Genomic DNA, 19,264 nt, shown 5'->3' on the forward strand with positions numbered 1-19,264 from the left:
TTTATTTTGAGCTAAAAAAAGCGGCTAATAGCCGCTTTTAAAATGTGTATTACAATTATAGCTTTTCAAAATAAAGTGGCTTTCGCGGCTTTTTACCCACTTCGTTCATTGTGCTTGCATCAAATAAGCGCCCATTGATCATGGTATAATCGACTTTATCTGAATCGCGAATATTTTTCAGTGGATCGCCATCAATAACTATTAAATCGGCAAGCTTACCGACTTCTAACGAGCCTATATTTTTATCAAGCCCTAAGTATTTAGCAGGGTCAAGCGTAGAGGCTCTAATTGCTTCAAGTGAACTCATACCGCCTTGAGCAAACATCCACATTTCCCAGTGGGCACCTAAGCCCTCACGTTGCCCATGCGCTCCTAAATTTATCAGTACACCTAAATCTTGCAGCTCTTTAGCAACACGGGCGTTATTAAAGTGGTTATAGTGATGATCGGGCGCTTTTACTCGGCGCATTGAGCGCGGTAATAATTGATTTTTAGGCACAAATTTACTTAAACGCGGATGATTCCACACGTCGGTTTTGTCATACCAGTAGTTTTCCCCCCAAATTCCGCCATAGGCGACAACAAGTGTTGGTGTGTAACCTACATCACTTTGCGACCATAATTGTTTTATATCATCGTAAATATTCTCAACCGGAATTGAGTGCTCAATGCCCGTATGGCCATCAACAACCATGCTTAAATTATGTTGTAACAGTGAGCCGCCCTCTGGCACTATCATCATTTCCAGCTCTCGCCCTGCTTCAATAACTTGCTGGCGTTGCTCGCGGCGCGGCTGGTTATACGATTTAACACTAAACGCCCCAACCTTTTTAAGGCGCTCTAAATGAAATTTAGCATCGTCTAAAGAGTCAATATGCGAGGTGTAACCAGGCATATTTGCTCCATATAAAATAGTGCCGGTAGAGAAAATTCGTGGCCCAACAATCATGCCGGCCTTTTGCAATTCACTGGCAGTAAAAATCTCTGATGTATCGTTTGATGGGTCATGAATTGTGGTAACACCGAGCGCTAAACCTGCGAAGTTTTTCCAGTTTTGCTGTGGGATTATTTCATCACTTGCCTGAGAGCCATGTGCGTGCGCATCAACAATCCCAGGCATAATTGTTTTACCTGTAACATCAATAACATCGGCATCTTTAGGAATAGTAACCTCACCCACTTTGCCAATCGATTTAATGTGTTTACCATCGGTAATTATAACGCCGTTTTCAATGACCTGTTCGCCATTCATGGTAATAATGTTTGCCCCTTTTAAAGCAATCATACCTTTTGGCGCGGCCATTTTTTTACTAAAGCTAATGTTTTCGCCACTTTTAACTTTAAAGTCGGCCTCGTCTGCATTGTTTATAGCAAACATGCCATCAAGGCTTGCATGGTATAGCTCGGGGCCTAAGCTCCAGTACAGCTTATTACTATTAGCACTCCAACTTATGTTTTCACCCGCACGTACAGACAGCTGCTCAATAGGAAACTTGTTATCTTTAGGGCTTATTGTGATAGGTGAACCGCTTTGCACCAGCGGGGTAACAAATACTTTAAAACGCTCTGCAAACGCTAAGTATTTACCATCTGGTGAAACTCGAAATTCAGTGGCATGCTCCGACTCATAAAGCTTACGTATCTTTTTACTCTCAAGCTCCACAACACTTAAGGTAGGCTTAGGCCACGGGCTCATGATAAATACACGGTCATTGGTACTACCAAACTGAGGTTGATAACCACTTTTAGAAATAAGCTCGCTCTCTCCCCCTTTTGCACTTACTTTATAAACGCCCGGGTTAAGCGACCACTTAGGATTTAAAATACTTCCGCCGGTGGCTTTACGATAAACGACCGTTTTGCCGTCGGGGCTAAACGTTGGCTCTACATATTTACCCGGTTGCGTTGTAATAGTATCACCACGACCACTGCGCGCAGAGACCACACGCACAGTGCCTTGCTTACTGTCATTCCACGTGGTGTAAACAATCTTTTTGCCATCGCGGGAGTACTGCGGGAACAGCTCATAATGATCGGTTTGTTTAGTTAAGCGCTTAATTTTACCTGAGTCTAAATCGCGTTTATAAATATACCCTAATGCTTCAAAAATAGCGGTTTCGCCATCTGGGCTAACCTGCACGTTACGCAGCATTTTTACGTCAAACTCATCAGTATCTAAATCTTGTGTAAAGCGTACTGCCTTTTGAAGCTTTTTAGTGGTTTGTACTTTAAAGTCAATTGGGGCGACTGTTTTATCATCAACGGCTAATTTATGAATTGTACCGCCAGCCCAAAACACAAGCTCTTCGTTATCTGGAGTCCAAGCAATTGTCGGGTAAACACCATGAATAGCCCAGGTTTCTTGCATATCGCGTTCAAGCTTGTCGTAAAGCTTAGTGTGCTCGCCACTGGTTAGGTCGTATAAGTACAAGCTGGTTTGAAAATCATCACGTCTTATATAGGCAAGCTTTTTGCCATCAGGTGAAGGAGTCGGTCTTATTGCACCCCCCATTCCTTCAATAATTGTTTCAATTTCGCCGGTTTGTCGGTCAAAGCGCTTAATTTTATAAATACCGGCAACAGAATCTTTAGAGTAGTGAAAGGTTTTACCAGGCGTTGCATCATGAGAAAAGTAAACATAGCGCCCATCTGGCGAGAACATTGGCTCACCTAAGTCTTTTTGGTCGTTCTCGCGTTTAGTAAGCTGAACACCTTTACCACCGGCTTTGTGATAAAGCCACACTTCTCCAGCCCCTAGTGAGCGACTAGCGGTAAAGTGTTTACGTGCGACAAGGTAATCGCCATCAGGACTCCATGCGGGGCTGTTTAAAAGTCTAAAGGTTTCGTCAGTCACAGCGTGTTGATTGCTACCATCAACATCCATAACCCAAATATTATCACCACCGCCTTGATCTGAGGTAAACGCAATGTGTTTACCATCTGGGCTAAAGCGAGGTTGCATTTGCCAAGCAATATCTGAGGTGAGTTTAGTTGCTTCACCTCCGCTTATAGGCATAGTGTAAATGTCGCCAAGTAAGTCAAACACTAGCGTGTTGCCATCAGGACTAACATCAATGTTCATCCATGTGCCTTGCTCGGTACTAATGGTTGCATCTAAAAACTCACCTTTTGGTGAGTCTACCAGCCACTTTTCTTGATCTTCGTTTGCGTAAGGCTGACCTATTGCTAGGGCGACTGATAAAGCCAGTGCAGTGTGAAGCATTTTTTTCATGCATTTCTCGCTTGTTATTATTGCAGTTAAACTCTCTAACACGATTGCAACAAAAACAGCGCTAACTTGCCAGCGATATCAGACCAAGCACCAAAAATTAATGCCAAACTATGGGGTCAAATTGGTAGTAATCCACCAGCATTCTATAAATTTCAGGGTCGTGTTGTCTAAGCTGCGCTGGCTTTTCTAAAAAGGTCTCTGTGAGTACAGCAAAAAACTCAGCCTCGTTGGTTGCCCCATAGCTATGAATAACATGGGGCATGTTATAAGCAACATGACTTTTTAACTGTGCAAAAGCACGGCTAAAAACACGGGCCCACTCTTTGTAAGCATTGGGGGTTTTTAGTAATGGAGTGCCAGTGGTTTTTCCGGTTTCTTGATCTAACTGGTGGGCAAATTCATGAAACACTAAATTATGGCCATCGCTTGGTAAACGGTTGCCTTCTAGTACATCGTGCCAACTCAGCACTAATGTGCCACCAGGCCACGACTCACCTAAGCGCACAGCGTTGTGGTAACTAACCAGCCCAGCACTATCTCGTGTAGATTGCGGCGCGTAATACGCACTAGGGTAGAGTAAAATTTCTTTTACGTTTTTATAAAGTGGCCAAGGTTTATTAAGCACTAACACACAGGCATCGGCAGCAACTATCAGCTTCATGGCGGGGGTTAGCTTTAGTCCGTCTCGGCCTAAAAAGCGCTTTTCGCTTAAAAACCATATTATGTGGCGCTCAAGCTTTGCTCTGTCGTTGTCCGTCATCTTTTTATAGATAGGCATGCAACGAAGGAGTATTTCTTTTTGTTGAGAGTTTAAAACCGCGTTTTTATATTTTTTATTCCAAAGCCAGTTTTGTAGTGTCTGCCAGCGCCAATAAATTACAACAAAAATAGCCAAAGCAAAAATGAGTAGCCCGTTTATCATGGGGACATCCAAAATAAGTTAGTCTCTTATTAATATGTGCGCCTGCACTCATTTTCAATCAGATAATTTCTGTGCAATTTCGTCCGCTATTTTTAGCTTTGTATAAGGCTTGATCTGCTCGCGATAAAAGACGGTCGTAATCACCCACGTTGGTTGAGTCAGACAAACCAAAACTCGCTGTTACACTTAACCCCTCACCAATAGCCGAAAAGTCATGTTGTGCAATGCTCTCGCGCAGTGCTTCACATATCATTTTTGCTTCGCCAGCGGTTTTATCTGCAAAAACAATGGTAAACTCTTCACCGCCCCATCGTGCTATATGCTGGTTTTCTTGGCAGCCATTTTTAAGTAGATCTGCAATAGTACAAATCACTTTGTCACCAATTATATGCGACCAGTTATCGTTAATTCGCTTAAAGTGATCAATATCCAGTATGGCTATGGCTAAGGGTCGGTTTTGCTGTTTGTAAGTGGCAAAGTTATGAGCAAGCCAGCTATCAAAAGCACGCCTGTTAGGCATATCGGTAAGTTGGTCGTGCGTTGCTTGGTACGCAAACGCATTGGCTTGCGTTTGTAGGTCTTGCGTTTGTTTTTCTACGCGATTAGTCAGCTCTATTTCTATTTTTTTATAGTGATATAAACGGTATTTGTATATGGCAAAAATCACCATTAAAAAAAATACAAATATTGCAAACCTAAATTGCGGTTTTTGCCAAAAAAATGACTGAATTACAATATTTACAGCTTGCTGATTATCTTGCCAATGTGCGTTAGGGTAACTTGCGCGTACCATAAAGGTATACTCCCCTGGGGGTAAATTGGTGTACTCAGCACCGGTCATATGCTGGCGACTAACCCATTTATCGTTAAATCCTTTTAATTGGGTTTGAAAGTTTAATCGCTGCGGCATAATAAAGCTCAGCCCTGCATAATGAAACGATAAACGAGAAACCCCCGGCGGCAAAAAGACCGACTCCCCTTCAAGCGGAAGTGCAATAGGCTTACCATCTACAAAAATATTTTCAATAATGGTCGGCAGTGCAATTTGCGTTGATGCTTTTAAGCGAGCAGGTTTTACAGTACTTACCCCCTTAGCAGTTGCAAACCAAATACTCCCATCGTGATGCGTTACAGCCGAAGGCGTTGAGCCGCCATTAGCCTGCGCACTTAACATGCCATCGCCTTCATCATACAGTTGATAGTTAAGCACAGGTGCTTTAGCGTTCGCAGGCGCATCGAGAATTTGTTGTATATGATTTTTATCGATTTGAATGATCCCGCGGTTGCTCGAAAGCCAAAATGAACCATTATGCGGCACCACTTGAAATAGTTTATCGATAGGTAAACCTTGCTCTAAGCCAAGCATGGCCATTTTCCCGCTTTTTAGCTCATAGCGTACTAAGCCTCTATCTGTAGCCATCCAGGTATAAGTATCATCAATATAAAACCCAAACGCATATTTAGCAGAAAACTCACGCGGAAATTCAACCGTTGTAAAGTGTTCACTAACAATATCAAATACCACCACCCCATTGCCGGTGCCTACCCAGATATTACCTGCGTTATCTTCACTAAGCGTGAGTATAAACCCGCTTGGTAACTCTTTTTTATTTGTAAATTGCTCTAAGCTGCCATCTTCATTTATGCGCGTAAGCCCCATAGCGGAGCCTATCCACAAACGGTTTTTAGAATCAAATAATAACGCTCTTACTTCGTTACTTCCAAGGCCCGTGCTACGACTAATGAATGGGGTAAAGGTATTATTGACTACTTTTAAAACACCCGAGGTATAGGTGCCAGCCCATACACTCCCATCGGGTGCTTCGTGTAAACTAAGTATAGAGTAAGGATTGCTTTGTTTAGAGCCTGAGACCAAGATAGCACGATTGTTTTTGATTATGTTTAAGCCTGAGCTACCCCCAACCCATAAACTACCATCAGAGTGAGAAAGCACTGTACGGGTATAATCCCCGGCTAAGCCTCTCTTATGGGTCCACGATGAAAACGGCGACTCACGCAGACGAAACAATCCCGCGTTTGTGCCAATCCAAATGCTATTTTCTCTATCTTGTAACAAAGACAAAATTCGGTTGGCTGGCAGTCCGTTTTTGGCATCTAATTGCTCTACACCGTCAGGTGATAACCTAAATACCCCTTTATTAATTGTGCCGAACCATAAATCACCATGATTGTCCTCTAGTAAACTAGAAATTGATTCATTTGCAAGCTGTTCATGTATAGGCCGAAACTGCGAATTTATTTTGATCCATGCGCCTTTTTCGCTTCCCACTATCAGCGAGCCGCCTCGGGTAATTAATAAATTGTATACGGGCGCATTGGGTAAACCAAAGTGAGGCGTCATTAGGGTGGGTATTTTATTATCTATTTTATAAAGGCCCGCACTAGTTGCAGCCCAAATAACCCCGTCGCTGTCTTCTATAACGCGATAAGCACTCACATTTTTAATTATCGCAAGGTCGGTATCGCTGTTGTGCTCACGATAAAAAACCCCATCGTTTTCAAGGGCTAACCATAGGCTTTTATCAGCACTTTCTATTAAATGATTAACCATGGTAGACGCTGAGCGCTGCGTGTCCCACTGCCTATGTTGATATAAACTAATCCCACCTCGCGAGCCCGCTATATATAGCCCACCGCTTTGTGTTGGTGTTAAGGCCCTTAAACCTGAGTCGGGTAAATTATTTATATGGGCACGGGTTAGTATTGTAAACTCTTGCCCATTAAACCGTGCTAAACCTTCCCAGGTAGCAACCCATAAGTAACCATCTTGAGTTTGAGTAACACTATTAATACTGTTATGCGGCAGTCCTGAGCGAGTATTCCATGTTTCAGAAAAATAATCGCTTAACGGTAAGCGCGTTTGCTCTTGAGCTTCACATAAAAACATGACGAAAAAAGAACATATAATGCTTAATTGTCTCATCATCAACTGCCTTAGTTATTCTTTTACTTGTGTAAGCGTTTTAACGTTATTTAAGCGTAGCGGGAAAGAATTTACTCGACACTGCTCACATCTAAACTGTACATCCAACAAAGTGCTAAAATCCCTATACGCACGGGGTGAATACACTATGCTTTGTTTAAGCGCTAACAAGCGCTTTAATTTAAACTAAACAATAGCGTCAACAACAAATAATACGTGCTAAAGACACCTTTTAATAAGTTATTAAAGCGTTATGCTTTAAACGGATCAGCTAATCGTTACAAATTAACTTATACCCACCTATTTAATTAAAAATACTACCATAGCGAATAAACACATTGCATTAACTAAATTTAATTAATCTTTACAAAAGTTGTTAATATTATCTTGTAATACGCTTATAAACGCTGCGACGTGTAAACCGTCCATTAAAGAATGATGCACATCAATCGAAAACGGCATTAGTCCCGTGGTTTTATTATATTGACCAAACACAAACTTAGGAATGCCTAAACATTTCCCTTCACTAAAGGCATGCGAAAAACTGCTAAAGTTCAGCCATGGCAGCACTGAAATATGTATCAAATCAGCCTGTCCTTCGGTTTGATTGAATGCCTGAGAAAATAACGGTTGAGATTTAGCATTGGCACTTATAGTGGTCGCGTGTTGAGAAAAAGCTTCAAAGCAAGATGAATAATTAAAATAACTAAATATAAACGAATCATCGCTGGCAAGCTCTACCACACTCGCTCTAACTTGCTTTAAGCGCCATGGACGCTCATTGATAATCCTTAGCATGATCGGGTTATAGGCGTGGCATGCTGTTAGTGTGGCATGCACATATGCTTGAAAAAAAGACAGTTTATTTTGTTTACAATATTCAAATAAAGGCTTGGCGTTAAGTGTTACACACACATTAAAATATGGCTGGGTGAAGTTTTTAAACAATTCAAAGTGTTGCTTGCGAGGCCAAGTATCAAAATCAATTGGCTCCATTAAGGCGTTTGTATTAGTCATATTATCCATACGGTTAAAGGTAACGCCATAAAGTATAAACAAAAAAGGCGTACCAAAGTACGCCTTTTTAAAAATAATAGAGCTAAATTAAAGACCGTTTTTAATAATCTCTTGCGCTAACTCATCGGCTATCAAATGCGTTGATTTTTGCTCTTTTTCACTACGCGCAAAAATTTCAGTAAGCGTATCGTATATGCCTTCAACATGTTTATTAGACGCCGCTTCACTGTAGCCTTGAGGTGCAGTTTCGTAATACACATTAATAATGCCACCAGCGTTAATAACGTAATCGGGTGCATACAAAATACCTTTTTCACGAAGTACTTCACCGTGGCGAGATTGTGCTAATTGGTTATTTGCACAACCTGCAATAATCGTTGCTTTAAGGCGTGGTATAGTTTCATCGTTAACCGTTGCGCCAAGCGCACAAGGTGCGTACACATCAACATCAAGATCGTAAATTTCATCAATACCTACCGATGTTGCACCAAAGTCATTAACTACACGTTCTACTGAATCTTGATTTATATCAGTTACAAATAGTTGCGCACCGGCCTCAGCTAGGTGTTTACATAAACCATAGGCTACAGCACCTAAGCCTTGCACAGCCACTTTAATACCCGAAAAATCTTGATGACCTCGCTGATGCTGTAACGCTGCTTTAATTCCTAAAAAAGTACCATATGCTGTAAAAGGTGACGGGTTTCCGCTTTTCCCTTCAAGGCCCAGTACATAGTTTGTTTCTTTATTCATTAATGCAACATCATCGCAAGTAATGTTCACATCTTCTGCTGAATAGTAACTGCCATTTAATCGCTCTAATTGGCGGCCAAAAGCACGGAATAACTGCTCAGACTTAATTTTTTTTGCATCACCAATAATAACTGATTTACCACCACCAAATGGCAAACGTGCGACTGCATTTTTATAGGTCATGCCCTTAGATAAGCGCAGCACATCGTATACTGCATCTTCATCTTTTGCATAATCCCACATTCTACAACCGCCAACTGCAGGGCCAAGGTTGGTATTGTGCACGGCAATAATTGCTTTTAAACCTGACGCTTCGTCAGAACAAAAAACCACTTGTTCGTGGTTATCAAATTCAGCTTGATTAAACACAGCCACTGTTATTACTCCAAAATAGTTTACCCGTGAGAGGGATGAGCGCTGGAAATTGACGAAACTTTACCACTTCATTTTTGAGGGGGCTACACAATGACAAGTTAAACCCTTAAAAAGTGAGCTATATAAATTAATAAACCTATATATCATAAAAACATGGATAAAAAATCCAACAGAAGGCATATAAGTTAAATTTAAAACTAACACCGCCGATCAAAAGTACGCTCACACTTACGTGAACGTAAAGGTAACGCTAAGTGTAAACCTTGTATTACACTGCTCCCCTCCCAGCAAAGGCGCACAGTGTATAGGTTTATGAAGAAAAAATCAGATTTACCGCAACTGGTCTGAGGTGTTTATTTAAAGAGGTGATTTGCGCTTTTTTAGTGTGTTTATTAAAAAATACAAAAAAAGCGAGCCTAAGCTCGCTTTGTTATTAGATTACGCAAACCTTTATTTAAGCTTACCGTCTAGCTCTTCAATTTTAGCTTTCCAAATGGCAGGGCCTTGTGTGTGTGCATTTGCACCTTCGCTATCTACAGCAACTGTAACTGGCATATCTTCTACTTCAAATTCGTAGATTGCTTCCATACCTAAATCTTCAAAGGCAACCACGCGTGCTTTTTTAATTGCTTTAGATACTAAATATGCCGCACCACCTACAGCCATTAAATAAACCGATTTATGCTCTTTAATCGACTCAACTGTAGCAGGACCACGCTCAGCTTTACCTATCATGCCTACAATGCCGGTTTTTTCTAACATCATATCGGTAAATTTATCCATGCGTGTTGCGGTTGTAGGGCCTGCAGGGCCTACAGCTTCATCACCTACAGCATCAACTGGGCCAACGTAATAAATAAACTTATTATCGAAGTCTACGCCTTCAGGTAAACCTTCACCTGAATTGATCATATCTTGTAAGCGTTTATGGGCAGCGTCACGGCCTGTTAAAATAGTGCCTGAGAGTAAAATAGTTTCACCCATTTTCCACTCACGAGTATCTTCTTTAGTTAGCGTGTCTAAATTAACACGACGCGTTCCTTCACCTACTTCAAAGGTGACTTCTGGCCAGTCTTCTAGCTTAGGCGCTTTTAAATCTGCAGGGCCTGATCCATCTAATGTAAAGTGTACGTGGCGCGTAGCAGCACAGTTAGGGATCATCACTACAGGTTTTGATGCCGCATGTGTAGGTGCAGTTTTTACTTTAATATCAACAACCGTTGTTAAACCACCTAAACCTTGTGCACCAATACCTAGCTTGTTAGCACGTTCAAAAATTTCTAAACGTAATTTTTCTTCTGTTGTTTGTGCACCGCGCTCCATTAGCTCATGAATATCAACAGGGTCCATTAACGACTCTTTGGCCATTACCGCTGCTTTTTCGGCGGTACCGCCAATACCTATACCTAGCATGCCAGGCGGACACCAGCCTGCGCCCATCGTCGGTAGCGTTTTTTCTACCCATGCAGCGACATCGTCAGATGGGTTTAGCATAACCATTTTACTTTTGTTCTCTGAGCCGCCGCCTTTCGCTGCAACCATTACTTCTACTTCGCCACCCGGCACTAAGTCAATATGAACAACTGATGGGGTATTATCTTTGGTGTTTTTACGCGTGCCTGCAGGGTCAGCTACAATAGAAGCGCGTAGTGGATTATCTGGGTTTAAATATGCGCGACGTGTGCCTTCATCAACCATTTGTTGTACAGTTAAATCTGTTTTATCCCACTTAACATCCATTCCTACTTTTACAAAACAGGTAATAATACCCGTGTCTTGACACAATGGACGCTTGCCTTCAGCCGACATACGCGAGTTAATTAAAATTTGCGCGATTGCATCTTTTGCAGCCTTGCTTTGTTCTTTGTTATAGGCTTTTTCTAGCGCTTGAACAAAATCAAGAGGGTGATAAAAAGAAATATATTGCAACGCATCTTCAATGCTATCAATAAAGTCTTGCTGACGGATTGTACTCATTAGTGGTTCCTTAAGTTAGCGTTACGCTTAAGCGTAATCTATACCAAACCGGTGACGGTGGTTTGCACTGTTTTAATTACAACGTAGATTTGATACTAAACGCTGCCAAAAAAATTTGACTTATGATACCCTCCCAGCCCGTTTCGAGCCAGTTCTTAAAGGGGCAGCAAATGCTAAACAATGAAAAAAATTGTGTAAAATTAGCCATAACACAAAACTGCATTGATGTTTTCGCGCATTTTGCGCATTTACCCTATGCCGTATTACTAGACTCAGCCAATAGCGAGCACATAAATAGTCGCTACGATATTATTGCGATAGAGCCCCACGCTATTTTAGAAGTCAATAACAATCAAAGCGTATTTAATCAGCAACTTGACTCACGTAGCCCCTTTACAATAATGAACGATGAGCTAAGTAAACTTAGCACGCAAAAAGCCGCTAATAACCTGCCCTTTAATGGCGGCTGGCTTGGTTATTTTGGTTACGACTTAGGCCGTATTATTGAGCACATGCCAAGCACAGCAAAACACGATATAACGTTGCCACAAATGGCCATTGGTCTTTATTTAGATGCGCTAATATTTGATAAACGCCAGCAAAGCTGGTTTTACGTTTCTCAACCAAAGATAAATCGCCTAGCGCTTTACCAGCAATATTTAGCAAACGATGTAGCGCCTGCACACTTTTCGCTCACCAGTGATTGGCAATCAAATATGAGTAAGCATGAATACGCTGATAAATTTTCGCAAATACAAGATTATTTAAAAAGTGGTGATTGCTATCAAATCAACCTCGCGCAGCGCTTTAGTGCTAGCTTTAAAGGCGATCCTTTCCAAGCCTATAAAATATTACGTGTAGCAAATAAAGCGCCGTTCTCTAGCTTCATAAACCACCCAGGTGGTGCCATTTTATCAATATCGCCCGAGCGCTTTATTGCAGTTCACGACAACATAGTTGAAACAAAACCTATCAAAGGCACTTTGCCACGTATGGCCGATGCCATCGCAGACCAACAACAAGCCAGGGCCCTTGAAAACTCAACCAAAGACCGCGCAGAAAACGTAATGATTGTTGATTTACTGCGTAACGATTTAGGCAAAGTGGCAAAGCCTGGCTCTGTAAAGGTGCCCTCACTGTTTGCTATTGAGAGCTTTCCGGCTGTTCATCACTTAGTCAGTACTGTCACGGCCGAACTCGATGAGAATAAAACGTGTGTTGATCAACTTGAAGCTGCATTCCCCGGAGGGTCAATCACCGGTGCACCGAAAATTAGAGCAATGGAAATAATTGAAGAGCTAGAGCCTCATAGGCGGAGTATTTACTGTGGCTCTATAGGGTATTTAAGCGCCTGCGGTAATATGGACACCAGTATTACAATCCGTACATTAGTTTGTCATAACGAGCATATTTATTGCTGGGCCGGCGGGGGTATTGTCGCTGATTCTAAAGTCGAATTGGAATACCAAGAAACATACGATAAAGTGAATAAAATACTTCCTTTATTAAAACAGTAGAACGCTTTGAATAGTGAACATATTATGGCGCGGTTTCAGCTAAGCCCTACTGCCGCGCCAAATCAAATAAAAGATACCCGTAAAAAGCGTGCCAGTGCGGTTATGCTGCCTATTATTGATGTTGATAACCACGCGCATATTTTATTGTGCAAACGCCCTACTTATTTACATCACCACCCTGGGGAAATTTGTTTACCCGGCGGTAAGTTTGAGCAAAGCGATAAGCACCTGCGTACCACAGCACTTCGAGAACTACATGAAGAGCTTAATATAGCGCCAAGTCATGTCACAGTGCTCGGTCAGCTGCCGCAATACTCTACCCTAACGGGCTTTAGCATTAGCCCATTTGTGGGTTTACTTGATAAACACACAGTATGGGAGAATGATTATAATGAAGTGCAAGCAAGCTTTTTACTGTCGCTTACTGCGCTTTCAAACGAGGCCAATTGGCAGCCCATTCCTTTTCAGCGATTTGGCAAAAAAATCAACTTGCAAGGGTTTAGTACACCGCACGGATTACTGTGGGGAGCAACGGCTAACATTATAAAAAACTTTACAAAACAGCTTGCCCTACCAGTTTAAAACTTATTGGCAAATAGTTACATAATATAGAATTAACGTTATGATACTCGACCGTTCAAAGAACAGCTCCAGGGCTGAGTAAATATAGTAGAGACCCATAATATGATCAGTGCATTTGATATGTTTAGCATTGGTATTGGCCCATCGTCGTCACACACCGTTGGCCCAATGCGCGCCTCGCGCTTATTTGTTAATGACCTTCAAGAACAACAACTTTTAACTTCTGTTACCGATATAAAAGTTGAGCTTTATGGCTCACTGGGTCAAACCGGCGTAGGCCATGGCTCCGGTAAAGCCGTAATATTAGGACTTGCAGGATACGATCCAGAAACAATTGATGCTGATTTAGTTGACGATATTCTTGCTACCATTGAAAAAGAGCAAGTGATATACCTAAACCAAACCCATAAAGCGAACTTTCCTAAGCAAGGAGCTATTGTTTTTCATCGCCGTAAAACCTTACCTAAGCATTCTAATGCAATGGAAATTATTGCCTCAAGCAATGGCGAAAAAGTATATAGCAAAGTGTACTATTCTATTGGCGGCGGCTTTATTGTTACCGATGAAGAATTTGAAAACGAAAAACAAGCAGCCCTTGATATACGCGAACAAAACCCTGCGCCTTACCCATTCGAAAGCGCAAAAGATTTGCTAGAGCTATGTAAAGAATCCGGCTTGAGTGTATCAACCTTAATGATGCACAACGAAAAAACGCTGCGCAAAGAAGACGATATTAAAGACGAGCTATTTAATATTTGGCAAGTTATGAAAGCCTGTATAGAGCGAGGCATGCGCACCGAGGGCATTTTACCTGGTGGTTTAAAAGTTAAACGCCGTGCACCTAGCTTATATTTAAAACTCAATGTAGAAGTAAGCAATGACCCGCTTAGAGCAATGGATTGGGTGGATTTATTTGCCCTTGCTGTAAATGAAGAAAATGCCGCGGGGGGTCGCGTAGTTACTGCGCCTACAAATGGCGCAGCGGGTATATTACCTGCCGTACTAATGTACTACCACACGTTTATTAAAGAAGTGGACCGCGACATAGCCACGCGCTATTTATTAACCGCAGCGGCTATTGGTATTTTATACAAAAAAAATGCCTCTATTTCGGGTGCAGAAGTAGGCTGCCAAGGTGAAGTGGGTGTGGCTTGTTCAATGGCTGCCGGCGCACTCACCGAAATTGTTGGTGGTAATGTAGTACATGTTGAAAACGCCGCAGAAATAGGCATGGAACATAATTTAGGTCTAACCTGCGACCCTGTAGGCGGATTGGTACAAGTACCGTGTATTGAGCGCAATGCCATGGGCGCCATTAAAGCAATTAATGCCTCGCGCCTAGCAATACGTGGCAGTGGCGAGCAAAAGGTGTCGCTTGATAAAGTCATTAAAACCATGCTTGATACTGGCAACGACATGAAAACCAAATACAAAGAAACCGCACGCGGTGGATTAGCGGTAAACATTATTGAATGTTAAGCGTATAAAAACAAAAAACCGCGTATTTTAGTAATACGCGGTTTTTTATTTTTAGTACAAAGCTTTGCTATTTTACCGGCAGTTCTATGTCTGCAAACAACGCATCAACATCTTCTTGATTACGTAACAAACTAGCGCGCTCTACTCGCTCTTTAGTTAAATGCGGGGCAAAACGTTCAATAAAGTCATACATATAAGTACGTAAAAAACTGCCCTTTCTAAAGCCAATTTTAGTTGTACTCGCTTCAAATAAATGACTAGCATCAATACACACTAAATCAGTGTCACTTAATTGATCAACGGCCATTGAGGCAACTACACCTACACCTAGCCCTAACCTTACATACGTTTTTATTACATCGGCATCTGTTGCAGTAAACACAATGTGTGGCTCAAGGCCATGTGCGTTAAATGCTTTGTCGAGTTCAGAGCGACCAGTAAAACCAAATACATACGTAATAAGTGGATACTGAGCTATATCAGCAACAGTTAAACTGTCGGCCTTTTGTGCTAATGGATGATCTTTTGCCACTACAATGCTGCGATTCCAATGATAACAAGGCAGCATAACTAAATCTGAATATAAATGAAGCGCCTCTGTTGCGATGGCAAAGTCAGCGTCTCCGCGCGCTGCCGCATCGGATATTTGTTGTGGTGTACCTTGGTGCATATGCAGCGAAACAGCGGGGTATTTTTTCATAAACCCTTGGATAACACTGGGTAAAGCGTAACGAGCCTGAGTATGTGTAGTGGCTATATTTAGTTTACCTTGATCAGGCAAGGTATGCTCATTAGCAACGGCTTTTATTCCTTCGACCTTAGAAAGAATTTCGCGAGAAATGTTAATTATTTCTTCACCGGCACTTGTAACATGCGTTAAATGTTTACCACTGCGGCCGAAAATTTGTACACCTAACTCATCTTCTAGCATACGCACTTGTTTAGATATACCAGGCTGTGAGGTAAATAAACTTTCAGCGGTAGCTGATACGTTTAGCTTATGATTTTGAACTTCTACTATGTATCTAAGTTGTTGTAATTTCATGGTTGCAGTTTTAACGTTGTTATTAGGCCAGCATGAAGGGAGCAAGCTACAGAGACAAGTTTACTTTATACAATACTTGCCTGAATGCATACTTATACCTTCATTATTTAGACGCTAAGGCTAGCATAATAAATTCGCTTCAGGTAGCGATGTTTATTCAGGTTCAACTTATAATACATTATTCCTATATCTAATTTTTAACATATTTTAAAGTTAATCAGCGCAAAGCTACCCTCAAAGCATATATTTGATGTAATATAAAAAAATAGATTGTGAATCCGAGAGTTAAGCCATGATCGTTTCGATTATAATTGTGCTTATAGTGGCGCTAATAGTGATTGCACTGTGGGTAAGCGCTGTACAACAGCATAAAGAAAAACAAGAAGTTGAACGTCGTAAAGAATTAACAAAACAAAAAGCGATAATCGAAGAAACCGAAGAGGCGCTAATGAATAGTGCCAATATTCCGCTTTCTGAAAATGTTATACGCGCTTTGCAACGTAGATGTTACGAGGCGCTAAACGCCATGGTGAAACACTCACCTAATTCTAAAGCATTAAAAAGTAGGATGAACGAAGCAAAAGAAAAGCTAAGTGCGCCAGTACAAGGCAATAGCAACGACAACTTATCGCTACCAAGTAACGACAAACAATTAGTTTCGTTAATACAAGGTATAAAAAAGCTTAGAGTAATTATGCGTTCGGAGCATAGTAAAGGACGCGTAGATAGCCAAGTATTTGCCGCAGAAGACAAGCGTCTAGAAAAATTACAACTGAGAATTAATATAGAAAGCCAAATAAAACGCGGTTTATCTGCTCGTTCGGCAAGTATGGTGGGCTCTGCCAGGCAGTATTTTGAGAAAGCCTATGCCACGCTTAGTGCCGTTACCTATTCAGATGAATACGTAAATACTAAACGCCAAGAAGTCGAAGCCTATTTAGAAGAAATAAGTACTGAGCTAAAAGCGTCAAACGCCACCGCCCTTAAGAAAAAAGCAGAAGCTGAGCAAGATGAACTCGATGTGTTATTTGCCCCTAAAAAGAAATGGTAATTTTAAATAACCAAAAGTAAGCCCATACACAATGTATGGGCTTTTTTGTATCTGCTAAACTGTTTTTACCATGGGTGAATACAAATGTACTTTAGGGCACTACCTAGCACTCACTCCGTTATAAACTCTCATTTACCACTGCAAGAGATATACACGGTATAACTAGGCAATGGCACTGAGTGATAGCCGCTAAATAATAATTTACCCGCCCTTGAGTACATCTGTTAATTCAACGAATCGGCATTAGCTATTATGATAAAAACGCAAACTTGATAATAAACAGCGCCGTTAAAATCCACACACTAATACTCACTTGATCGCGTTTATCACATAGTAACTTAACCGCAGTATACGATATAAAACCAAGCGCAATACCATGTGCAATAGAGAATGTAAGTGGCGTCATAAGCAGTACAACACTTACCGGAATTGCATCGCTCATATCATCCCAGTTCACAAACTTAAGGTTTTGCAGCATTAATACCGCAACGTATAAAATAGCACCCGCTGTTGCATAAGCTGGCACCATTTGCGCAAGCGGCGCAAAAAACATCATTAGCAAAAAGCATACACCTACAACGACGGCTGTTAAGCCAGTACGCCCGCCAACTGATACACCGGCCACAGACTCAATATAAGAAGTGGTTGTTGAAGTACCCAACATTGCGCCGGCAATGGTCGCTGTACTATCTGCACTTAAAGCACGCCCTAAGCGCGGCATGTTGCCTTTTTCATCGGCTAAGCCTGCTTTTTGAGTTACCGCAACCAACGTCCCTGATGTATCAAATAAGTCAACAAACAAAAACGCAAAAATTACGCTTAACATGGAAAGTTCAAGGGCCGCTGCAAAATCAAGTTGCATAAACGTAGGTAAAATAGACGGTGGCATTGAAATTACGCCGTGGTACTGAACTAAATCAAGGCTTAACGCAATACCTGTTACTAGCAAAATGCTAATAAGTACGCCACTTTTTATATCGCGATAAAGTAAAGCCGCAATCACAAAAAAGCTTAATATAGCTAATAAAGGGCCCGCCGAAGTGATATCACCAAGCTGCACTAATGTTGCTGGGCTTGAAACAATAATCCCTGCATTTTTTAGTGCAATTAACGCTAAAAACGCGCCTATACCTGTTGCTATAGCTTGTTTTAAAACCAAAGGAATCGCATTAATTATCCACTCGCGGACCTTAAACAAACTTAATATTAAAAATATACAACCAGACATAAATACCGCACCTAATGCAGCCTGCCAGCTATAACCCATCCCTAAAACTACACCATAAGTAAAAAATGCGTTAAGGCCCATACCTGGCGCAAGTGCTAAAGGATAATTGGCCCACAGCCCCATAATAAAACAGCCAATAGCAGCTGCAATACAAGTGGCTACAAATGCAGCACCTTGATCCATGCCTGCTTCAGCAAGCATTGCAGGGTTAACAAATACAATGTAAACCATAGTGATGAAAGTAGTGACTCCTGCAATGCTTTCGCGTCGCACATTGGAGTTGTTTTCGCGGAGTTTAAATAGAGCTTCGAGCATAATAGACTTGTGGTTGTAAAAAGTGACGAGATTTTATCATAAAATTAAGTATAAACAGGACATTTTACCTTGCGATATACTAAACTGTTGACGTAGAAACTATATAAAAGAAAATGTATGAATAAGACTCAGCCTAGCGGACAAGACTTAGAGCAGCAATTAAACAACATTTTAGACTTTGTAACTCAGCCTATAAACCAAAGCGCTGAAAGCAATAGTGATGTAAGCGAGCACACAGCACTTAATAAAGCACTGTATTATTTAAAACATAATCAAGCACCATTGGCAGCTAAATGGATGCGTCTTGCCGCAATGGCCGGAAATCATCGCGCCCAGTTTTATTTAGGATTATTTTTTGTCAAAGGCCAAGGCGTACCAAAAAGTGTATTTCACGCAGCAGCATGGCTTAGTTTAGCCAGCAGCCAAGGCTATGAACCGGCAACCGCTGCTTTAGATGATTTAAGAAAATATATCGACACCAAACGTCTTAAAGACGCTCAGTGCTACGCAGCAAGCTTGTTTGAGCAAATACACCAAATACAGTATGCTCACTTAATCCCCAAAAATGACTAACTACTGTATTGCTAAGTACTGTAAAACACATTAAAACAACTGTATAGCCACCTCTTAAGTACTGTATAGCGCTGCTACACTTTATACAGTTGCGCAAGCACCCTCATTTTTCACTCTCACAGATAAATTATAAGCAACTGTTTTTAAAGTGTTATTTTTATTATTTATTTTTTAAAGTCATCAACTGTATAAAAAATAACAAAAAACACTTGCACACAACAACTGTATAAACTACTGTATACATGTACTGTATA

The 19,264-nt window shown here is 41.3% G+C and carries 13 protein-coding genes; 5 read left to right on the forward strand and 8 right to left on the reverse strand.

Going from position 1 to position 19,264, the window contains the following annotated elements:
* Positions 1-55: 55 nt before the first annotated feature.
* From CWC16_RS12815 to CWC16_RS12840, 6 genes are all read right to left on the reverse strand, one after another.
* Positions 56-3,232: an amidohydrolase family protein gene (locus CWC16_RS12815; RefSeq protein ID WP_138541802.1), complete on the reverse strand. Its 3,177-nt coding sequence runs from the start codon at positions 3,230-3,232 to the stop codon at positions 56-58.
* A gap of 97 nt (positions 3,233-3,329) precedes the next feature.
* Entirely contained in the window at positions 3,330-4,154 is an 825-nt protein-coding gene (locus CWC16_RS12820) for a M90 family metallopeptidase (protein WP_138541803.1), read from the reverse strand.
* A gap of 58 nt (positions 4,155-4,212) precedes the next feature.
* Entirely contained in the window at positions 4,213-7,101 is a 2,889-nt protein-coding gene (locus CWC16_RS12825) for a ligand-binding sensor domain-containing diguanylate cyclase (protein WP_349665940.1), read from the reverse strand.
* 354 nt (positions 7,102-7,455) lie between these two features.
* Positions 7,456-8,094 carry a CatA-like O-acetyltransferase gene (locus CWC16_RS12830; protein WP_138541840.1) on the reverse strand — a complete coding sequence of 213 codons (639 nt, stop codon included), beginning with the start codon at positions 8,092-8,094 and terminating at the stop codon, positions 7,456-7,458.
* Between the two features lie 108 nt (positions 8,095-8,202).
* Positions 8,203-9,243 carry a Leu/Phe/Val dehydrogenase gene (locus CWC16_RS12835; protein WP_055016578.1) on the reverse strand — a complete coding sequence of 347 codons (1,041 nt, stop codon included), beginning with the start codon at positions 9,241-9,243 and terminating at the stop codon, positions 8,203-8,205.
* Between the two features lie 450 nt (positions 9,244-9,693).
* Complete coding sequence (locus tag CWC16_RS12840) at positions 9,694-11,220, reverse strand: fumarate hydratase (RefSeq protein WP_055016577.1); 1,527 nt, start codon at positions 11,218-11,220, stop codon at positions 9,694-9,696.
* Between the two features lie 170 nt (positions 11,221-11,390).
* Between CWC16_RS12840 and pabB the strand changes: the two genes are divergently transcribed.
* The 3 genes from pabB to CWC16_RS12855 all read left to right on the forward strand — a co-directional run bounded on the left by pabB (position 11,391) and on the right by CWC16_RS12855 (position 14,798).
* A complete protein-coding gene (pabB, locus tag CWC16_RS12845; protein ID WP_138541804.1) occupies positions 11,391-12,737 on the forward strand; it encodes an aminodeoxychorismate synthase component I in 1,347 nt (448 codons plus the stop codon).
* A gap of 6 nt (positions 12,738-12,743) precedes the next feature.
* The gene (locus CWC16_RS12850) at positions 12,744-13,319 is read left to right on the forward strand and encodes an NUDIX hydrolase (RefSeq protein WP_171037657.1); all 576 of its coding nucleotides are present in this window, start codon (positions 12,744-12,746) and stop codon (positions 13,317-13,319) included.
* Positions 13,320-13,421: 102 nt separating this feature from the next.
* On the forward strand, positions 13,422-14,798 hold the full coding sequence (locus CWC16_RS12855) for an L-serine ammonia-lyase (RefSeq protein ID WP_055016574.1): 1,377 nt from the start codon (positions 13,422-13,424) through the stop codon (positions 14,796-14,798).
* 67 nt (positions 14,799-14,865) lie between these two features.
* On the opposite strand, the gene cysB is transcribed toward CWC16_RS12855, so the two are convergent.
* Positions 14,866-15,843 carry an HTH-type transcriptional regulator CysB gene (cysB, locus tag CWC16_RS12860; protein WP_055016573.1) on the reverse strand — a complete coding sequence of 326 codons (978 nt, stop codon included), beginning with the start codon at positions 15,841-15,843 and terminating at the stop codon, positions 14,866-14,868.
* Positions 15,844-16,135: 292 nt separating this feature from the next.
* On the opposite strand from cysB, the gene CWC16_RS12865 reads away from it, so the two are divergent.
* Positions 16,136-16,894, forward strand: coding sequence for a hypothetical protein (locus CWC16_RS12865; RefSeq protein WP_138541805.1), 759 nt, complete (start codon positions 16,136-16,138; stop codon positions 16,892-16,894).
* 250 nt (positions 16,895-17,144) lie between these two features.
* Here the strand turns inward: CWC16_RS12865 and CWC16_RS12870 are convergent, their stop codons facing one another.
* Complete coding sequence (locus CWC16_RS12870; RefSeq protein WP_138541806.1) at positions 17,145-18,437, reverse strand: NCS2 family permease; 1,293 nt, start codon at positions 18,435-18,437, stop codon at positions 17,145-17,147.
* 117 nt (positions 18,438-18,554) lie between these two features.
* On the opposite strand from CWC16_RS12870, the gene CWC16_RS12875 reads away from it, so the two are divergent.
* Positions 18,555-19,010: a tetratricopeptide repeat protein gene (locus CWC16_RS12875; protein ID WP_138541807.1), complete on the forward strand. Its 456-nt coding sequence runs from the start codon at positions 18,555-18,557 to the stop codon at positions 19,008-19,010.
* Positions 19,011-19,264 lie beyond the last annotated feature (254 nt).

The organism is Pseudoalteromonas sp. S3776, from assembly GCF_005886915.1.
Lineage (GTDB): Bacteria > Pseudomonadota > Gammaproteobacteria > Enterobacterales > Alteromonadaceae > Pseudoalteromonas.